This window comes from Pseudomonas lactis, from assembly GCF_001439845.1.
In the GTDB taxonomy this organism is placed as follows: Bacteria; Pseudomonadota; Gammaproteobacteria; order Pseudomonadales; family Pseudomonadaceae; genus Aquipseudomonas; species Aquipseudomonas lactis.
On the sequence record NZ_JYLO01000011.1, the window covers coordinates 35,576 to 52,931 of the forward strand.

The window sequence follows — 17,356 nt, forward strand, 5'->3', positions numbered from 1 at the left end:
GACCCAGCCATGAGTGAAGAGATTCTGATCAATATCACGCCGATGGAATCGCGCGTGGCGGTGGTAGAGAACGGTGTTCTGCAAGAAGTGCATGTCGAGCGCACCCAGAAGCGCGGGATCGTCGGCAATATCTACAAAGGCAAGGTGGTGCGCGTATTGCCGGGCATGCAAGCGGCCTTCGTCGACATCGGCCTGGACCGTGCAGCGTTTATCCATGCCTCGGAAATTTCCCTGCGCGAAGGCCCTGCGGTGGAAAGCATCAGCGCCCTGGTGCACGAAGGCCAGAGCCTGGTGGTGCAAGTCACCAAGGACCCTATCGGTTCCAAGGGCGCCCGCTTGACCACCCAGCTGTCGATTCCCTCGCGCTACCTGGTGTACATGCCGCGCACCGCCCATGTGGGCATTTCCCTGAAGATCGAAGATGAAGCCGAGCGCGAGCGCCTGAAGAAGGTGGTCAGCGACTGCGTCGCCGCCGAGGGCATCAAGGAAGCGGGTGGGTTTATCCTGCGCACCGCCGCAGAAGGCGCTGGCGCGGATGAAATCCTCATGGATATTCGCTACCTGCGGCGCCTGTGGGACCAGATCGACGCACAGATCAAGACCATCGGCGCGCCCAGCGTCATCTATGAAGACCTCGGCCTGGCGCTGCGCACGCTGCGCGACCTGGTCAGCCCGAAGATCGAGAAAATTCGCATCGACTCGCGGGAAACCTTTCAGCGCACCACGCAATTTGTCGCCGAGTTGATGCCAGAAATCGCCGATCGCCTGGAACACTACCCCGGCGAGCGGCCGATATTCGACCTGTATGGCGTTGAAGATGAAATCCAGAAAGCCCTGGAACGCAAGGTGCCACTCAAGTCCGGCGGCTACCTGGTGGTAGACCCGGCAGAAGCCATGACCACCATCGACGTCAATACCGGTGCATTCGTGGGCCATCGCAACCTTGAAGAAACCATCTTCAAGACCAATCTCGAAGCGGCCACGGCTATTGCCCGCCAACTGCGCCTGCGCAACTTGGGCGGCATCATCATCATCGACTTCATCGATATGGAAGATGAAGAGCACCAGCGCCAGGTGCTGCGTACGCTTGAGAAGCAACTGGAACGCGATCACGCCAAGACCAACATCATCGGCATCACCGAGCTGGGCCTGGTGCAGATGACCCGCAAGCGCACGCGCGAAAGCCTTGAACAGGTACTGTGCGAACCGTGCAGCAGCTGCCAGGGCCGCGGCAAATTGAAGACCCCGGAAACGGTTTGCTACGAGATTTTCCGCGAGATCCTGCGCGAGGCACGCGCCTACCAGGCCGAAGGTTATAGAGTACTTGCCAATCAGAAGGTGGTGGATCGCCTGCTGGACGAAGAGTCCGGTAACGTCGCCGAACTGGAAAGTTTTATCGGTCGCACCATTCGCTTCCAGGTCGAAACCATGTATTCACAGGAACAATACGACGTGGTGTTGCTCTGATCCCCAGCTGTGCACTTTCTTCGAGACCGGCAGACCTTGATCTGCCGTCCGCTAACTGTTTTTTGAGGGTCGCCTGACATGGAGCGTCTGATACGCTTTTTTGCCGCTTTGACCCGTTGGGGCCTGGGCCTGTGCGCCTTGTTGCTGGTATTGGCAGCGGTGTACGTGAGCCTGGGGCGCGAACTCACCCCGCTGGTGGCCGAATACCGCGCCGAAGTCGAAGCCAAGGCTCAGGCGGCGCTGGAGACGCCGCTGCATATCGGTAGCCTTGAAGGCCGCTGGAGCGGGTTTGCCCCGGTATTGCTGGCTCACGACGTCATGGTCGGCGAGGGTAGCAGTGCCTTGCGCCTGGACCAGGTGGAAGTGGTGCCGGATATATGGGCCAGCCTGTTGGCCCGCGAAGTGCGCATCGCTCATCTGCAAGTCAGTGGCCTGCAACTGAGTGTCAAGGAAGACCAGGACGGCCGCTGGACCCTGCAAGGCTTGCCGGTACAGGACGACCAACCGTTGGACCCGCAACAGTTGCTGACGCGCATGCAAATGGTCAAGCGCGTGTCGGTGCTGGACAGCCAGGTAACCTTGCAACCCTTCGATCAGGCGCCGGTGACCGTGACCTATGTGGGCCTGAGCCTGCATACCGGCATGAGCCAGCAGCGTCTGGACGCTCGCCTGACCTTGCCCGATGGCCAACCGTTGGCCGTCAGCCTGCGTAGCCGCATTCGCGCCAGCCAGTGGCAAGACGCTGAGGTCGATGCCTACCTGAGCCTGCCGCAAAGCGACTGGGCCAAGTGGATTCCCGCGAGGCTGACCCAGCAATGGAAGCTGACGCAATTGAAGGCCGGCGGCGAGTTGTGGCTCAGTTGGGCCAAGGGTACGGTGCAAAGCGCGGCGGTACGCCTCAATTCGCCCCAAGTGAAGGGCAGCTACGCCGACCGTAAGCCGGTACACCTTGAAAACCTGGCCCTGACCGCCTACCTGCAGCGCAGTGACACTGGCCTCAAGGTGCTGTTCGATTCCCTGGCGATGAACATTGGCGAAACCCGTTGGGAGTCGCGTCTGCAATTGCAGCAAAGCCTGGCCACCGACAAGGAGCAGGAAGTGTGGAAGTTGCAGGCCGATCGTCTCGACCTCACTCCCATCACACCGCTGCTCAACGCCTTGGCACCGCTGCCGGACGGCTTTGCCAAGGCCGTCGAACACCTCAAAGCCACCGGCCTGTTACGCAATGTGCTGGTGGACTTCCGACCACAAGACACTACTGACCGCAAACTCAGTTTTGCCGCCAACCTGGAGCGTGTCGGCTTCGATGCCTACTTTGGCGCGCCGGCCGCACGCAATGTGTCCGGCAGCATCAGTGGCGACCTGGGCCAGGGCGAGTTGCGCATGGACAGCAAGGACTTTTCCTTGCATCTGTATCCGATCTTCGCCAAACCTTGGCAGTACATCCAGGCCAATGCGCGCCTGACCTGGAAGCTGGACAAGCAAGGCTTCACCCTGATCGCCCCGTATATCAAGGTACTGGGCGAGGAAGGCAAGGTGGCGGCGGACTTCCTGATTCGCCTGCATTTCGACCACAGCCAGGAAGACTACATGGACCTGCGGGTCGGCATGGTCGATGGCGATGGCCGTTTCACTCCCAAATACCTACCGGCCGTGTTGAGCCCGGCGCTGGATGAATGGCTGCGCACGGCGATCCTCAAGGGCGCGGTGGACGAAGGCTTCTTCCAGTACCAGGGTTCGCTCAGCCACAATGCGCTGCCGGCGTCGCGCAATATCAGCCTGTTCTTCAAGGTGCATGATGCCGAACTGGCCTTCCAGCCCGGCTGGCCTCATGTGAACAAGGTCAATGGTGAAGTGTTCGTCGAGGAAAGCGGCGTACGCATCCTGGCGAGCAAGGGCCAGTTGCTCGACACCCAGGTCAAGGATGTCTACGTCAATATCCCCCACGCCCCAGCGGGCGGGGACAGTCATCTGCTGCTCACGGGCGGGTTCTCCGGCGGTTTGGGCGACGGCCTGAAGATCCTTCAAGAAGCCCCTATCGGCACGGCGTCTACGTTCGCCGGTTGGAAAGGCGAGGGCGACCTGCAAGGTAGCCTGGACCTGGACGTACCGCTGGCCAAAGGCACTGAGCCCAAGATCGTGGTGGACTTCAAGACCGACAAGGCGCGCCTGCAATTGGCGGAACCGCCCCTGGAACTGACCCAGCTCAAGGGTGATTTTCGCTTCGACAGCGCCAAGGGCCTGAGCGGGCAGAAGATTTCGGCCCAGGCGTTCGACCGCCCCATCACGGCGCAGATTTTTGCCGAAGGCAAGCCGGGCAATATCAGCACTCGCGTGACCGCCAATGGTCAGGTCACCGTCAAGCGCCTCACGGACTGGTTGAAAATCAGCCAGCCGTTGCCGGTCTCCGGCGATATTCCCTACCAGTTGCAAGTGATCCTCGACGGCGCAGACAGCCAGTTAATGGTCAATTCCAACCTCAAGGGTGTCGCGGTGGACCTGCCGGCACCGTTCGGCATGCCGGCCAGCCAGGGACGTGACAGCACCTTTCGCATGACTTTGCAGGGCGCTGAGCGCCGTTACTGGTTTGATTACGGCGAGCTGGCTAACTTCACCTTTGCTGCGCCGCCGGACAAGTTCAATGATGGCCGCGGCGAACTGTTCCTAGGCGATGGTGATGCCGTGCTGCCGGGGGCCAAGGGCCTGCGCATTCGTGGCGTGCTGTCGGAACTGGATATCGATCCCTGGAAGAAACTTGTGGATCGCTACGCGGGCAATGATCCAGGTGGCAATGCCAAGCAACTGCTCAGCGGTGCGGACTTCAAAGTGGGCAAGCTGACCGGGTTTGGTACCCAGTTTGACCAGGTCAGCTTGCAGCTCGATCGCAAACCAGCGGCCTGGGGCCTGCAACTCGATAGCCAGCAAGCCAAGGGCGCGGTGAACCTGCCGGACGCCAAAGGCGCGCCGATTGCGGTCAACCTCAAGTATGTGAAATTGCCTGCGCCAGACCCGACCGCGCAGGCGGACGAAAACGCGCCGGACCCGCTGGCCGATATCGACCCAAAAAGCATTCCGGCGCTGGATATTGCCGTCGACCAGTTGTTCCAGGGCTCGGACCTGATCGGCGCCTGGTCGCTGAGGATCCGCCCCACCGCCAAGGGCCTGGCCTTCAATAACCTCGACCTGGGCCTCAAGGGCATGCTGCTCAAGGGCGCCGGGGGTTGGGAAGGTGCGCCAGGCGCCAGCAGCAGTTGGTACAAGGGCCGCCTTGATGGCCGCAACATTGCCGACGTGCTCAAGGGCTGGGGCTTTGCGCCTACGGTGACCAGCGAAGACTTTCATCTGGACGTGGATGGCCGCTGGCCGGGTTCGCCGGCCTGGGTCGGGCCCAAGCGCTTTTCCGGCAGCCTGGATGCTGCGTTCCGTAAAGGTCAGTTCGTCGAAGTGGAGGGCGGGGCCCAGGCATTGCGAGTGTTTGGCCTGCTTAACTTCAACTCCATTGGCCGGCGTTTGCGTTTGGACTTTTCCGACTTGTTCGGCAAGGGTTTGAGTTATGACCGGGTCAAAGGCTTGTTGGCCGCCAGTAATGGTGTGTTCGTGACCCGCGAGCCCATCACCATGACCGGGCCTTCCACCAATCTTGAGCTTAACGGCACCCTGGATCTGGTTGCCGATCGCGTCGACGCCAAGTTGCTGGTCACCTTGCCTGTGACCAACAACCTGCCGATTGCGGCGCTGATTGTCGGTGCACCGGCCATTGGTGGTGCGCTGTTTTTGATCGACAAGCTGATCGGTGACCGGGTTTCGCGCTTTGCCAGTGTGCAATACAAGGTGCAGGGCCCTTGGAAGGATCCGAAAATCACCTTCGACAAGCCATTTGAAAAGCCAAACTGAGAGCCTGTGGAGTAGCATGGCCCCATGCCCTGTATGGAGTGTCGGCCCATGTCCTTTGCGGTAATTCAAATGGTCAGCCAGAGTGACGTGCTGGCCAACCTCGCCCAGGCGCGTCGCCTGCTGGAACAGGCGGCGGCCGGCGGCGCGAAACTCGCGGTGCTGCCAGAGAATTTCGCCGCCATGGGGCGCCGCGATGTGGCCGACATTGGCCGCGCCGAGGCGTTGGGCCAAGGGCCTGTGCTGCCCTGGTTGAAACAGGCCGCCCGCGACCTCACCTTATGGATAGTGGCCGGCACATTGCCGTTGCCGCCCCAGGACCAGCCCCACGCCAAACCCAATGCTTGCTCGCTGCTGATCAACGATCAGGGTGAAATCGTCGCTCGCTACGACAAACTCCATCTGTTTGATGTGGACGTAGCGGATGCTCGCGGTCGTTATCGCGAATCTGACGACTATGCTTTCGGTAACCAGGTGGTGGTGGCGGATACGCCGGTGGGCCGTGTGGGGTTGACGGTGTGTTACGACCTGCGTTTCCCGGAGCTGTACAGCGAGTTGCGCGCGGCGGGGGCTGAACTGATTACCGCGCCTTCGGCTTTCACGGCGGTGACCGGGGCTGCGCACTGGGATGTGCTTATTCGTGCGCGGGCCATTGAAACCCAGTGCTACTTGCTGGCGGCCGCCCAGGGTGGTGTGCATCCAGGGCCACGGGAAACTTTTGGCCACGCAGCGATTGTCGACCCTTGGGGCCGAGTGCTGGCGCAACAGGATCAAGGCGAAGCGGTGTTACTGGCCGAACGCGATAGCAGTGAACAGGCGTCGATACGGGCGCGCATGCCGGTGGCCAATCACCGGCGCTTTTTCTCGCAGGGCGCGCAGCGGCCTGCTTCAGAACGATGAATTTAAGGCCAAACCTATGAGCGAGTTGTTGTCCTCAGTCAGTGATCACCTCCTGGCACCCGGTGGCGTGACCATCGAAAGCCTGCAAACCGTGCTCGGCGATCTGGCCGGGCCGGGTATCGATGCGGCTGACCTGTATTTCCAGGGGCAGATTTCCGAGTCATGGGCGCTGGAAGATGGGATCGTCAAGGAAGGCAGTTTCAACCTTGACCAGGGCGTAGGCGTTCGCGCGCAATCGGGTGAGAAGACCGGCTTTGCCTACAGCAATGCGATCACCCTGGAGGCCTTGGGCCTGGCGGCGCGTGCCGCCCGTTCGATTTCCCGTGCCGGCCAGAATGGCACGGTGCAGGCATTCAGTACCCAGGACGTGGCCCAGTTGTATGCGCCGGATAACCCCTTGGAAGTGATCAGCCGTGCGGAAAAAGTCGAGCTGCTCAAGCGTATCGACGCAGCTACCCGCGCTCTGGACCCGCGTATCCAGCAAGTGACCGTAAGCATGGCCGGCGTGTGGGAGCGCATCCTCGTGGCGTCCACCGACGGTGGGCTGGCGGCGGATGTGCGGCCGCTGGTGCGTTTCAATGTGAGCGTGATCGTCGAACAGAACGGGCGCCGCGAGCGCGGTGGCCATGGCGGCGGCGGGCGCACCGACTACCGTTATTTCCTCGCTGACGACCGTGCCATGGGCTATGCCCGTGAGGCGCTGCGCCAGGCATTGGTCAACCTGGAGGCGATACCGGCACCGGCCGGCACCTTGCCGGTGGTGCTGGGCTCGGGTTGGTCTGGCGTGTTGCTCCACGAAGCCGTGGGCCATGGCCTGGAAGGCGATTTCAACCGCAAGGGCAGTTCCGCCTATAGCGGGCGCATGGGCGAAATGGTTGCGTCCAAGCTGTGCACCATTGTCGATGACGGCACCCTGGCCGGCCGCCGTGGTTCGCTGAGTGTCGATGACGAAGGTACGCCGACCGAATGCACCACCCTGATCGAGAACGGCGTGCTCAAGGGCTACATGCAAGATAAGCTCAACGCCCGCCTGATGGGCGTGGCGCGCACCGGTAATGGTCGCCGTGAATCCTATGCGCACCTGCCAATGCCGCGTATGACCAACACCTACATGCTCGGTGGCCAAAGCGATCCGGCAGAAATCATTGCCTCGGTCAAACGCGGTATCTACTGCGCCAACCTCGGCGGCGGCCAGGTTGATATCACCAGCGGCAAGTTCGTGTTCTCCACCAGCGAGGCGTACCTGATCGAAGACGGCAAGATTACCGCGCCGGTCAAAGGGGCGACGTTGATTGGTAACGGGCCGGAAGCCATGAGCAAAGTGTCGATGGTCGGTAACGACCTGTCGCTGGACAGCGGCGTGGGCACGTGCGGCAAGGATGGGCAGTCGGTGCCGGTAGGTGTCGGCCAGCCAACCTTGAAAATTGATGCGATTACCGTGGGTGGCACGGGATCGTAGGAACCGGAGCTTCGGGTGGCGAAGACCGCCACCCGGGGAAGAGGATCAGCGCAGGCCGCGTTGAGTCTCGTCCAGCTCACGGATGTACTTGAAGATTTTACGGCTGGTGGCTGGCGCCTTGTTATGCGCCAGCTCGTGCTGAGCCTGACGGATCAGGGAGCGCAATTGCTGGCGGTCCGCGTCCGGGTAGTCCAGTACGAATTTCTCCAGCACCGCGTCATCGCCCGAGATCAGGCGGTCACGCCAACGTTCCAGGTTGTGGAAGCGTTCGTTGTACTGGCGAGTGGAGGCATCGGTTTGATCGAGCAAAGTCAGAATGGCGTCAATGTCTTGATCGCGCATCAGTTTGCCGATAAACGAGATGTGCCGTTTACGCGCGATATTCGCGGTGTGCTTGGGCGCATCCGCCAGGGCCCGACGCATTTCGTCGGTCAGTGGCAGTTTGGCAACCAAATCCTTTTTGAGCGTTGTAAGGCGCTCGCCAAGGTCAACCAGAGCATGCAGCTCGCGTTTGACCTGGGTTTTGCTTTTCTCCCCATCGAGGGAGTCGTCGTAAGAATCAACCATGGTGGCAGTCCGCAAAGAAACGCCGCCATGATAACCAGTCGGGGGCCGCTTGTCCGGCCCGGTCGCTCGATGGCCATTACCGAAAGCAGAATTTGAGTGGAGAAAACCATGAGTGCAGCCCAAAGCGTCGGTCCACAAGCGTTACCGGCACTGCAGGAACAAGTCGAGCAGATCCTTGCCGAGGCCAAGCGTCAGGGGGCCAGCGCCTGTGAAGTGGCGGTGTCGCTGGAGCAAGGGTTGTCGACTTCGGTGCGCCAGCGGGAAGTGGAAACGGTTGAATTCAATCGTGACCAAGGGTTTGGCATTACCTTGTATGCGGGCCAGCGCAAAGGCTCGGCCAGCACTTCCGCCAGTGGCCCTGAGGCAATTCGCGAGACCGTCGCCGCAGCACTGGCGATTGCCAAGCACACCTCCGAGGATGAAAGCTCGGGCCTGGCCGACAAGGCGCTGATGGCCAAGGAGGTGCAGGATTTTGACCTGTTCCATGCCTGGGATATCACCCCTGAGCAAGCCATCGAGCTGGCGCTGACCTGCGAAGCGGCAGCCTTCGATGCCGATGCCCGCATCAAGAATGCGGACGGCACCACCTTGAGCACCCATCAGGGTTGTCGCGTCTACGGCAACAGCCATGGCTTTATCGGTGGTTATGCCTCCACGCGTCACAGCCTCAGTTGCGTGATGATTGCCGAAGCCAACGGGCAGATGCAGCGTGATTACTGGTACGACGTAAACCGCCAAGGCGATTTACTGGCAGACCCTGCAAGCATTGGCCAGCGTGCGGCGCAACGGGCTGCGAGCCGCCTGGGCGCGCGCCCGGTGCCGACCTGCGAAGTGCCTGTGCTGTTTTCCGCAGAGTTGGCCGGTGGTTTATTCGGCAGCTTCCTGGGGGCGATTTCCGGAGGCAACCTGTATCGCAAGTCTTCGTTCCTGGAAGGCGCCATCGGCCAGAAGCTGTTTCCTGAGTGGCTGACCATCGACGAGCGCCCGCATTTGATGCGCGCCATGGGCAGTTCGTCGTTCGACGGCGATGGCTTGGCGACCTATGCCAAGCCGTTTGTCGAGAAAGGTGAGCTAGTGTCTTATGTGCTGGGCACTTATGCCGGTCGCAAGTTGGGCCTGCCCAGTACCGCCAACGCGGGCGGCGTTCATAACCTGTTCGTGACCCATGGCGATGAAGACCAGGCCGCGTTGTTGCGGCGTATGGGGCGTGGGTTGCTGGTGACTGAATTGATGGGCCATGGCCTGAACATGGTCACCGGTGACTACTCGCGCGGTGCGGCGGGCTTCTGGGTGGAGAACGGCGAAATTCAGTTCGCCGTCCAGGAAGTGACCATCGCCGGCAATATGCGCGATATGTTCAAGCAGATCGTTGCCGTGGGTAACGACCTGGAACTGCGCAGCAATATCCGTACGGGTTCGGTGCTGATCGAACGCATGACGGTCGCTGGCAGCTAATCCTCCAGCACGTCCTCAAAAGGCGCGCCATCGCAAGATGGCGCGCCTTTTTTATTGCAGCTCTTTTCGCAGGATCAATAGGCCACTCTTGTTTTGATTCTCAATATCATTTAATAATAAATATCATTACCGAGTGAGTGTGGCTCATGAGTTCTGTCCTGCATGAGGATCCCTATCTGGAAAGCTGGCGTTGGATGAGCCGCCAGATTCGCTGTGGCCTGGATCCCAATGAACCCCGCCTGATCGAGCATTACCTGAACGAAGGTCGGTACTTGGCGTGTTGCACCGCAACCCATCCGTGGACGATCGCCGAAACCTCATTCCGCTTGCTGATCGACACCGCCGCTGATGTCGCCTTGCCCTGGCATTGGCGCTCCCTGTGCCTGGACCAGGCCTGGCGGCCACTGCGCGACCTGGAAAAACTCTCCCACTGTGCCTGCCGCCTCAAGCGCTGGCAGACCTTTGCCTGGCAATTGGCGAGCTGCGAATTACTGCCTTCGATTTCCGTTTCTGACTTGGTGCAAGGATCTAATGATGAGTAACACCCGTATCGAACGCGACAGCATGGGCGAACTGCATGTGCCGCAAGAAGCTTTGTATGGCGCACAAACACAGCGTGCGGTGAACAACTTTCCGATCAGTCATCAACCCATGCCGGCGCAATTCATCCGCGCCCTGATCCTGGCCAAGACCGCCGCCGCGAGGGTCAACGTCGACCTCAAGCAAATCAGCGAAGGGCAGGGCAAGGCCATTGTCGATGCCGCCCAAGGCCTGCTGGAAGGCGACTACATGCAACACTTCCCGGTGGATATCTTCCAGACCGGCTCCGGCACCAGCTCCAACATGAACGCCAATGAAGTGATCGCGACGCTTGCCAGCCGTTTGCTGGGCGAGGCGGTTAACCCCAACGATCATGTGAATTGCGGCCAGAGCAGCAACGACATCATCCCCACCACCATCCACGTCAGTGCCGCGTTGGTGCTGCATGAGCAAACGCTGCCGGCCCTGCTGCATCTGGTGCAGGTCATCGAGCAAAAAGCCGAGGCAGTTCACCCGTTCATCAAGACCGGCCGCACGCATTTGATGGACGCCATGCCGGTGCGCATGAGCCAGGTGCTCAACGGCTGGGCGCAGCAGCTCAAGGCCAATATCGGCCACTTGCAGGACCTGCTGCCGGCGCTGCAAGCACTGGCACAGGGCGGCACGGCGGTCGGTACCGGGATCAACGCGCACCCCGAGTTTGCCGGGCGCTTCAGCCAGCAACTGAGCCTTTTGACCGGGGTGAAGTTCACCCCTGGCAAGAACCTGTTCGCGCTGATTGGCTCCCAGGACACCGCCGTTGCAGTCTCTGGCCAGTTGAAAGCCACGGCGGTGTCACTGATGAAGATCGCCAATGACCTGCGCTGGATGAACTCCGGCCCATTGGCTGGCCTCGGTGAAATCGAACTGGAGGCGCTGCAGCCGGGCTCGTCGATCATGCCGGGCAAGGTCAATCCGGTCATCCCGGAAGCGACCGCCATGGTGGCTGCCCAGGTCATCGGCAATGACACAGTGATCACCGTGGCCGGCCAATCGGGCAACTTCGAGCTGAATGTGATGCTGCCGATCATTGCCCAGAACCTGCTCAGCAGCCTGGAGTTGCTGGCCAATGCCAGCCGGTTGCTGGCGGACAAGGCCATTGCCAGCTTCAAGGTCAACGAACCCAAGCTCAAGGAAGCGCTGTCACGCAATCCGATCCTGGTCACCGCACTTAACCCGATCATCGGCTACCAGAAAGCCGCTGAAATCGCCAAGAAGGCGTATCAGCAAGGCCGCCCGGTGATCGAGGTCGCCCTCGAACACACCGACCTGCCGCGCAGCCAACTGGAAGTCCTGCTGGACCCGGAAAAGCTCACGGCTGGCGGCGTGTAATCAACGACCCTGCTTTGGAGGCTCACCATGGAGCACTGGAAACGCACGATCGAACGGGCCAATCGCTGCTTTATGGCGGGTGAGCTGGTTGACGCTCGCGAGGCCTATCTGCAAGCCCTGGCCCTGGCCCAAGTGTTGTTCGAACGCTGGGCGGATGCTGACGAAGCGGTGGCCGCTTGCGTCATTTCCCATCACAACCTGGCAGACCTGCACTTGCGTCTGAACCAGCCTGAGGAAAGCGCGGAATACCTGTGCGCTATTCATCAGCGCCTTTTGCAGACCATGCAGGACCCGCGCCTCAGCCCGTCATTGCGCGAGGCCGCGCTGCGCCAGAGCAGCAAGACCTACGTCGAGCTGCTGAATTTCATCAGCGATCACGGCGAATACCCACGCACTCATCGGCTGCTGGGCAGTGCTGCGACGCCAACGTCCACGTCCCACTATGGAGCACATTGATATGACCTATACCTTGCCGGCCTTGCCTTACGCCTACGACGCCCTCGAGCCGCATATCGACGCGCAAACCATGGAAATTCACTACACCAAGCACCACCAGACCTACATCAATAACCTCAATGCTGCGGTCGAGGGCACTGAGTTCGCCGGCTGGCCGGTGGAGAAGCTGGTGTCCAGCGTCCAAACATTGCCGGAGAAATTACGCGCTGCCGTGGTCAACCAAGGAGGCGGGCATGCGAACCACTCGTTGTTCTGGGCGGTCATGTCACCTACAGGGGGAGGCAAACCCGAGGGCGCGTTGGGTAAGGCTATCGACGAGCAATTGGGTGGTTTCGACAGCTTCAAGGAGGCGTTCACCAAGGCGGCGTTGACGCGTTTCGGCAGCGGCTGGGCCTGGTTGAGCGTTACGCCGCAGAAAACGCTGGTGGTGGAAAGCAGCGGCAACCAGGACAGCCCGCTGATGAGCGGCAATACACCCATCCTCGGTCTGGACGTCTGGGAACACGCTTACTACCTGCAATATCAAAACCGACGACCCGAGTACATCAATGCCTTTTACAGCGTCATCAACTGGCCGGAAGTTGCCGCGCGCTATCAGGCGGCCTTGGCCTGACACTCACTCCATAACAAGATCTAAGGCCGACTATGGGCACTCAAACACTGGCGATCGGTAGCGTACGAATGTTTCGTTATGCGTTTGGCACGCTGCTGCTATTGGCAGGTACTGCGTTATTGGTGGCCCATGGGCTGGCCTGGTTGAACCTGGAACCGCGCATTCTGCGTGCTTTGCAGGGCGGGGCGATCTGCGCGCTCGGCACCGCGCTGGGGGCGGTGCCGGTGTTGGTGATTCGGCGCATGCCGATGGCGCTGAGCGATACCCTGCTGGGCTTTGGGGCTGGTGTGATGCTGGCGGCGACCGCGTTTTCCCTGGTCGTGCCGGGTATCGCGGCTGCTGAAAGCCTGGGGCTGTCGCCCTGGGGCGCCGGTGGCCTGATCAGCTTCGGCATCATGCTCGGGGCGTTCGGCCTGTACCTTGTGGACCGCAAAGTTTCCGGCGCCAGCCCGGAAATGCTGGTGGGTACACCGGATAAACCGGTTATCCCGCCGCGTATTTGGTTATTCGTGTTTGCCATCATTGCGCACAACATTCCTGAAGGCATGGCTGTGGGTGTTTCTGCGGGCGGAGGCATGACGGATGCCGACAGCCTCGCCATGGGCATTGCCCTGCAGGATGTCCCCGAAGGGCTGGTGATTGCGTTGGTATTGGCGGGAGCGGGAATGTCGCGGGTCAAGGCCTTCCTGATTGGCGCTGCATCGGGCTTGGTTGAACCGGTATTTGCGGTGCTTTGCGCATGGCTGGTGAGCCTTGCAGAAGTGTTGTTGCCGTTGGGTCTGGCGCTGGCCGCCGGGGCAATGTTGCTGGTAGTGACTCATGAAGTCATCCCCGAATCGCGCCGCAATGGCCATGAAAAGCTCGCCAGCCTTGGGCTGTGCCTCGGGTTTTGCCTGATGATGGTGATGGATACGGCGTTGGGCTGAGGATGGCTTTATCTATGTAGGAGCGAGCTTGCTCGCGAAGAACGCAAGAGCACCGCGTTAAACAACGATGCCCGCGTTATCGTTGACGTTTTTCGCGAGCAAGTTCGCTCCTACAGTAGGGGTTACTCGCCTTCGTCGAAGTAGTTGTTGATCAACTCGACCAGCGCGGCCATTGCTTCGTCTTCTTGCTCACCTTCGGTGCTCAGGTGGATCTTGGTGCCTTTCCCGGCCGCCAACATCATCATCGCCATGATGCTCTTGCCATCGACCATGGACTCTGGCGTACGCCCAGCACGGATCTGGCAGGGGAACTGCCCGGCCACTCCAACGAATTTAGCCGACGCCCGGGCGTGCAGGCCCAGCTTGTTGATGATTTCAATTTCCAGAGCAGGCATCGCGCAGGTGTTCCTTTCAACTCAGGTCGCGGTGGCGAACCTGGACGTTCTTGAGGGTTTGTTGCAGCACCTGGCCCAGCCGTTCAGTCAAATAGACCGAGCGGTGGTGGCCGCCGGTGCAGCCAATGGCAATGGTGACATAGGCCCGATTGCTGGCGGCAAAGCGCGGCAACCATTTGAGCAGGTAGCTGGAGATATCCTGGAACATCTCTTCTACGTCCGGTTGTGCGGCCAGGTAGTCGACCACAGGCTGGTCCAGCCCCGACTGATCACGTAATTCCGGCTTCCAGTAAGGATTGGGCAGGCAGCGAACATCGAACACTAGGTCGGCGTCTACCGGCATGCCGCGCTTGAAGCCAAACGACTCGACCAGAAACGCCGTCCCCGGCTCAGGCTGGTTCAGCAGGCGCAGCTTGATCGCATCGCGAAGCTGATACAGGTTCAGGTTGGTGGTGTTGATCTTCAGGTCGGCCAGGTCAATGATCGGCCCCAGCAGTTTGGTCTCGTCCTCGATGGCTTCGGCCAGAGAGCGGTTGGCACTGCTGAGGGGGTGGCGTCGACGGGTTTCGGAGAACCGCTTGAGCAGGGTTTCTTCGTCGGCATCCAGGTACAGCACATCGCAATGAATGTGCTTGACACGCACTTCTTCCAGCAGTTCCGGGAACCGCGAGAGGTGGCTGGGCAGGTTGCGCGCATCAATCGAGACAGCCACAAGTGGCTGTGCCAATTCGGTATGGATCAATGCACGTTCCGCCAGCTCTGGCAGCAGGCCGGCTGGCAGGTTGTCGATGCAATAGAAGCCGTTGTCCTCAAGCACATTGAGGGCGGTGCTCTTACCCGAGCCGGAGCGACCGCTGACGATGATCAAACGCATGATTACTGCCCGTTTTGTTCATCCAGGACAACTTGGTACAACGCTTCATTGCTGGAGGCGCTGCGCAGTTTGTCGCGTACATCCTTGCGGTCCAGCATGCTGGCGATCTGCCGGAGCAGTTCCAGGTGCGCATCGGTGGCGGCTTGCGGGACCAGCAGAACGAACAGCAGGTCAACCGGGGCACCGTCGATGGCGTCGAAGTCGATGGGTTTTTCCAAGTGCAGCAGAGCGCTGACCGGGGTATCGCAGCCTTCGAGACGGCAGTGAGGAATGGCGATGCCGTTGCCAAAACCGGTCGAGCCGAGTTTTTCACGGGCGATCAGGGCTTCGAAAACATCTTGCATCTCCAGCTCAGGCACTTGGCTGCTGATCAGGTTGGCAATTTGTTCGAGGGCGCGCTTTTTACTGCCGCCCGGCACGTTCACGAGGGAACGGCCGGGGGTCAGGATGGTTTCAAGTCGGATCATGGGGGGAGAGTTAACGACCTGTACCTTGCATCAGGTGCAGATTCTTTTCCTTATGCTTTATGAGTTGGCGGTCGAGCTTGTCGTAGAGCGAGTCGATTGCCGCGTACATATCTTCATGTTCCGCATTGGCGACGAGCTTGGCATTCGGTACGTGCAGGGTGGCCTCGATTTTCTGCTTGAGCTTATCGACCTCCATGATGACCTGCACGTTGGTGATCTTGTCAAAATGCCCCGCAAGCTTGTTCAGTTTGCTCTCGGTGTATTCACGCAGGGGCTTGGTGACTTCCAGCTGGTGTCCACTGATGTTGACTTGCATACAGCTTCTCCTTCGTTGCCAGTGCATAAAGCGGTGGGCAGGAATACCCACCACTGGAACGCTGTGGCCCGCCCGTCACATCAAACGCTTACGCTCGCTGGAAGGCGCGATCCCTAGGGACTCGCGGTACTTGGCGACGGTTCGACGGGCGACCTGAATGCCTTGTGCCTCCAGTAAACCAGCGATCTTGCTGTCACTCAACGGCTTTTTCTGATTTTCCGCGGCAACCAGTTTTTTGATGATCGCGCGGATCGCCGTGGACGAGCATTCGCCGCCTTCGGAGGTGCTGACGTGGCTGGAGAAAAAGTATTTCAGCTCATAAATACCCCGTGGGGTATGCATGAATTTCTGCGTGGTGACCCGGGAAATCGTCGATTCGTGCATACCGACGGCTTCGGCGATGTCGTGCAGCACCAGAGGCTTCATGGCCTCGTCGCCGTATTCCAGGAAACCGCGCTGGTGCTCGACGATCTGGGTCGCGACTTTCATCAGGGTTTCGTTGCGGCTTTGCAGGCTCTTGATGAACCACCGCGCTTCCTGCAACTGGTTGCGCATGAAGGTGTTATCGGCGCTGGTGTCAGCGCGGCGCACAAAACCGGCGTACTGCGGGTTGACCCGCAGACGCGGTACCGACTCCTGGTTCAGCTCCACCAGCCAGCGTTCGTTGTCCTTGCGCACGATGACGTCGGGGACCACGTATTCGGCTTCGCTGGATTCGATCTGCGAGCCCGGACGCGGGTTGAGGCTTTGCACCAGCTCGATGACCTGGCGCAAGTCATCTTCCTTGAGCTTCATGCGGCGCATCAGTTGGCTGTAGTCGCGACTGCCCAACAGGTCGATGTAGTCACTGACCAGCCGTTGCGCTTCGGTGAGCCATGGCGTCTTGGCCGGCAGTTGGCGCAGTTGCAGCAACAGGCACTCGCTGAGCGTGCGGGCACCAATGCCGGCGGGTTCGAATTGCTGGATGCGGTGCAGGACGGCTTCGATTTCGTCCAGTTCGATGTCCAGTTCCGGGTCGAAGGCCTCGAGGATCTCGTCGAGGGTTTCGTCCAGGTAGCCCTGGTTGTTGATGCAGTCGATCAGGGTGACCGCGATCAGGCGATCGGTATCGGACATCGGCGCCAGGTTCAGTTGCCACAACAAGTGGCTCTGCAGGCTCTCGCCCACCGACGTACGGGTGGTGAAGTCCCACTCGTCGTCATCGTTGCTCGGCAGGCTGCTGGCGCTGGTCTGGTAGACGTCTTCCCATGCGGTGTCCACGGGAAGCTCGTTGGGAATGCGTTCATTCCAGTCGCCTTCCTCCAGGTTGTCCACCGTCGGGGCGGTTTCCTGATAGGAGGGTTCCTGCACGTCGGGATTGGGTTTTTGCTCGATGTTGTCGGCCAGCGGATCTGCGTTGTCGAAGTCGTCGCCTTCTTCCTGGCGTTCGAGCATCGGATTGGACTCCAAGGCCTCCTGGATTTCCTGTTGCAGGTCCAGGGTCGACAATTGGAGCAGGCGGATGGCCTGTTGCAGCTGCGGTGTCATCGTCAGCTGCTGGCCCATTCTCAGGACTAGCGATGGTTTCATGGCAGGGGCTTAACACCTTATTCGCCGGCGCAATGCGCCATCCACGACAGGGCGCGTGAGCGCCAAACATAAGCAAATTATATGCCTGAT

Annotated in this window: 16 protein-coding genes; 10 read left to right on the forward strand and 6 right to left on the reverse strand. The window is 60.3% G+C overall.

The annotated features are described in order from the left end of the window. Positions 1-9: 9 nt before the first annotated feature. The 4 genes from rng (at position 10) to tldD (ending at position 7,717) form a co-directional block, all read left to right on the forward strand. Complete coding sequence (gene rng / locus TX24_RS19745; RefSeq protein WP_003188562.1) at positions 10-1,467, forward strand: ribonuclease G; 1,458 nt, start codon at positions 10-12, stop codon at positions 1,465-1,467. A gap of 78 nt (positions 1,468-1,545) precedes the next feature. Then, a complete protein-coding gene (locus TX24_RS19750) occupies positions 1,546-5,361 on the forward strand; it encodes a YhdP family protein (RefSeq protein WP_003188563.1) in 3,816 nt (1,271 codons plus the stop codon). 48 nt (positions 5,362-5,409) lie between these two features. Further along, positions 5,410-6,258: a carbon-nitrogen hydrolase family protein gene (locus TX24_RS19755; RefSeq protein ID WP_003188564.1), complete on the forward strand. Its 849-nt coding sequence runs from the start codon at positions 5,410-5,412 to the stop codon at positions 6,256-6,258. Positions 6,259-6,274: 16 nt separating this feature from the next. Then, on the forward strand, positions 6,275-7,717 hold the full coding sequence (gene tldD / locus TX24_RS19760; protein WP_003188566.1) for a metalloprotease TldD: 1,443 nt from the start codon (positions 6,275-6,277) through the stop codon (positions 7,715-7,717). Between the two features lie 45 nt (positions 7,718-7,762). Here the strand turns inward: tldD and yjgA are convergent, their stop codons facing one another. Next, a complete protein-coding gene (gene yjgA / locus TX24_RS19765) occupies positions 7,763-8,284 on the reverse strand; it encodes a ribosome biogenesis factor YjgA (protein ID WP_003188568.1) in 522 nt (173 codons plus the stop codon). 108 nt (positions 8,285-8,392) lie between these two features. Here yjgA and pmbA point away from each other — a divergent pair, with 108 nt between their 5' ends. The 6 genes from pmbA to TX24_RS19795 all read left to right on the forward strand — a co-directional run bounded on the left by pmbA (position 8,393) and on the right by TX24_RS19795 (position 13,645). Then, entirely contained in the window at positions 8,393-9,739 is a 1,347-nt protein-coding gene (gene pmbA, locus TX24_RS19770; RefSeq protein ID WP_003188569.1) for a metalloprotease PmbA, read from the forward strand. 146 nt (positions 9,740-9,885) lie between these two features. Then, positions 9,886-10,281: a hypothetical protein gene (locus TX24_RS19775; protein WP_003188570.1), complete on the forward strand. Its 396-nt coding sequence runs from the start codon at positions 9,886-9,888 to the stop codon at positions 10,279-10,281. Next, complete coding sequence (locus TX24_RS19780; RefSeq protein WP_003188571.1) at positions 10,274-11,650, forward strand: class II fumarate hydratase; 1,377 nt, start codon at positions 10,274-10,276, stop codon at positions 11,648-11,650. The genes TX24_RS19775 and TX24_RS19780 overlap by 8 nt, the downstream gene beginning before the upstream one ends. Before the next feature lie 27 nt (positions 11,651-11,677). Beyond that, positions 11,678-12,106, forward strand: a complete 429-nt coding sequence (locus TX24_RS19785) for a hypothetical protein (RefSeq protein WP_003188573.1) — start codon at positions 11,678-11,680, stop codon at positions 12,104-12,106. Between the two features lies 1 nt (position 12,107). Further along, complete coding sequence (locus TX24_RS19790) at positions 12,108-12,719, forward strand: superoxide dismutase (RefSeq protein WP_044271631.1); 612 nt, start codon at positions 12,108-12,110, stop codon at positions 12,717-12,719. A gap of 32 nt (positions 12,720-12,751) precedes the next feature. Continuing rightward, positions 12,752-13,645, forward strand: coding sequence for a ZIP family metal transporter (locus TX24_RS19795; RefSeq protein WP_057710930.1), 894 nt, complete (start codon positions 12,752-12,754; stop codon positions 13,643-13,645). A 122-nt stretch (positions 13,646-13,767) separates the two neighbouring features. On the opposite strand, the gene TX24_RS19800 is transcribed toward TX24_RS19795, so the two are convergent. The 5 genes from TX24_RS19800 to TX24_RS19820 form a co-directional block, all read right to left on the reverse strand. Further along, on the reverse strand, positions 13,768-14,040 hold the full coding sequence (locus tag TX24_RS19800; RefSeq protein ID WP_003188577.1) for an HPr family phosphocarrier protein: 273 nt from the start codon (positions 14,038-14,040) through the stop codon (positions 13,768-13,770). A gap of 16 nt (positions 14,041-14,056) precedes the next feature. Continuing rightward, a complete protein-coding gene (gene rapZ, locus TX24_RS19805) occupies positions 14,057-14,914 on the reverse strand; it encodes an RNase adapter RapZ (protein ID WP_057710931.1) in 858 nt (285 codons plus the stop codon). 2 nt (positions 14,915-14,916) lie between these two features. Next, positions 14,917-15,381 carry a PTS IIA-like nitrogen regulatory protein PtsN gene (gene ptsN, locus TX24_RS19810; RefSeq protein ID WP_003188579.1) on the reverse strand — a complete coding sequence of 155 codons (465 nt, stop codon included), beginning with the start codon at positions 15,379-15,381 and terminating at the stop codon, positions 14,917-14,919. A gap of 10 nt (positions 15,382-15,391) precedes the next feature. After that, the gene (hpf, locus tag TX24_RS19815) at positions 15,392-15,697 is read right to left on the reverse strand and encodes a ribosome hibernation-promoting factor, HPF/YfiA family (protein WP_003171804.1); all 306 of its coding nucleotides are present in this window, start codon (positions 15,695-15,697) and stop codon (positions 15,392-15,394) included. A 75-nt stretch (positions 15,698-15,772) separates the two neighbouring features. Continuing rightward, the gene (locus TX24_RS19820; protein WP_003188580.1) at positions 15,773-17,266 is read right to left on the reverse strand and encodes an RNA polymerase factor sigma-54; all 1,494 of its coding nucleotides are present in this window, start codon (positions 17,264-17,266) and stop codon (positions 15,773-15,775) included. Positions 17,267-17,356: the final 90 nt, after the last annotated feature.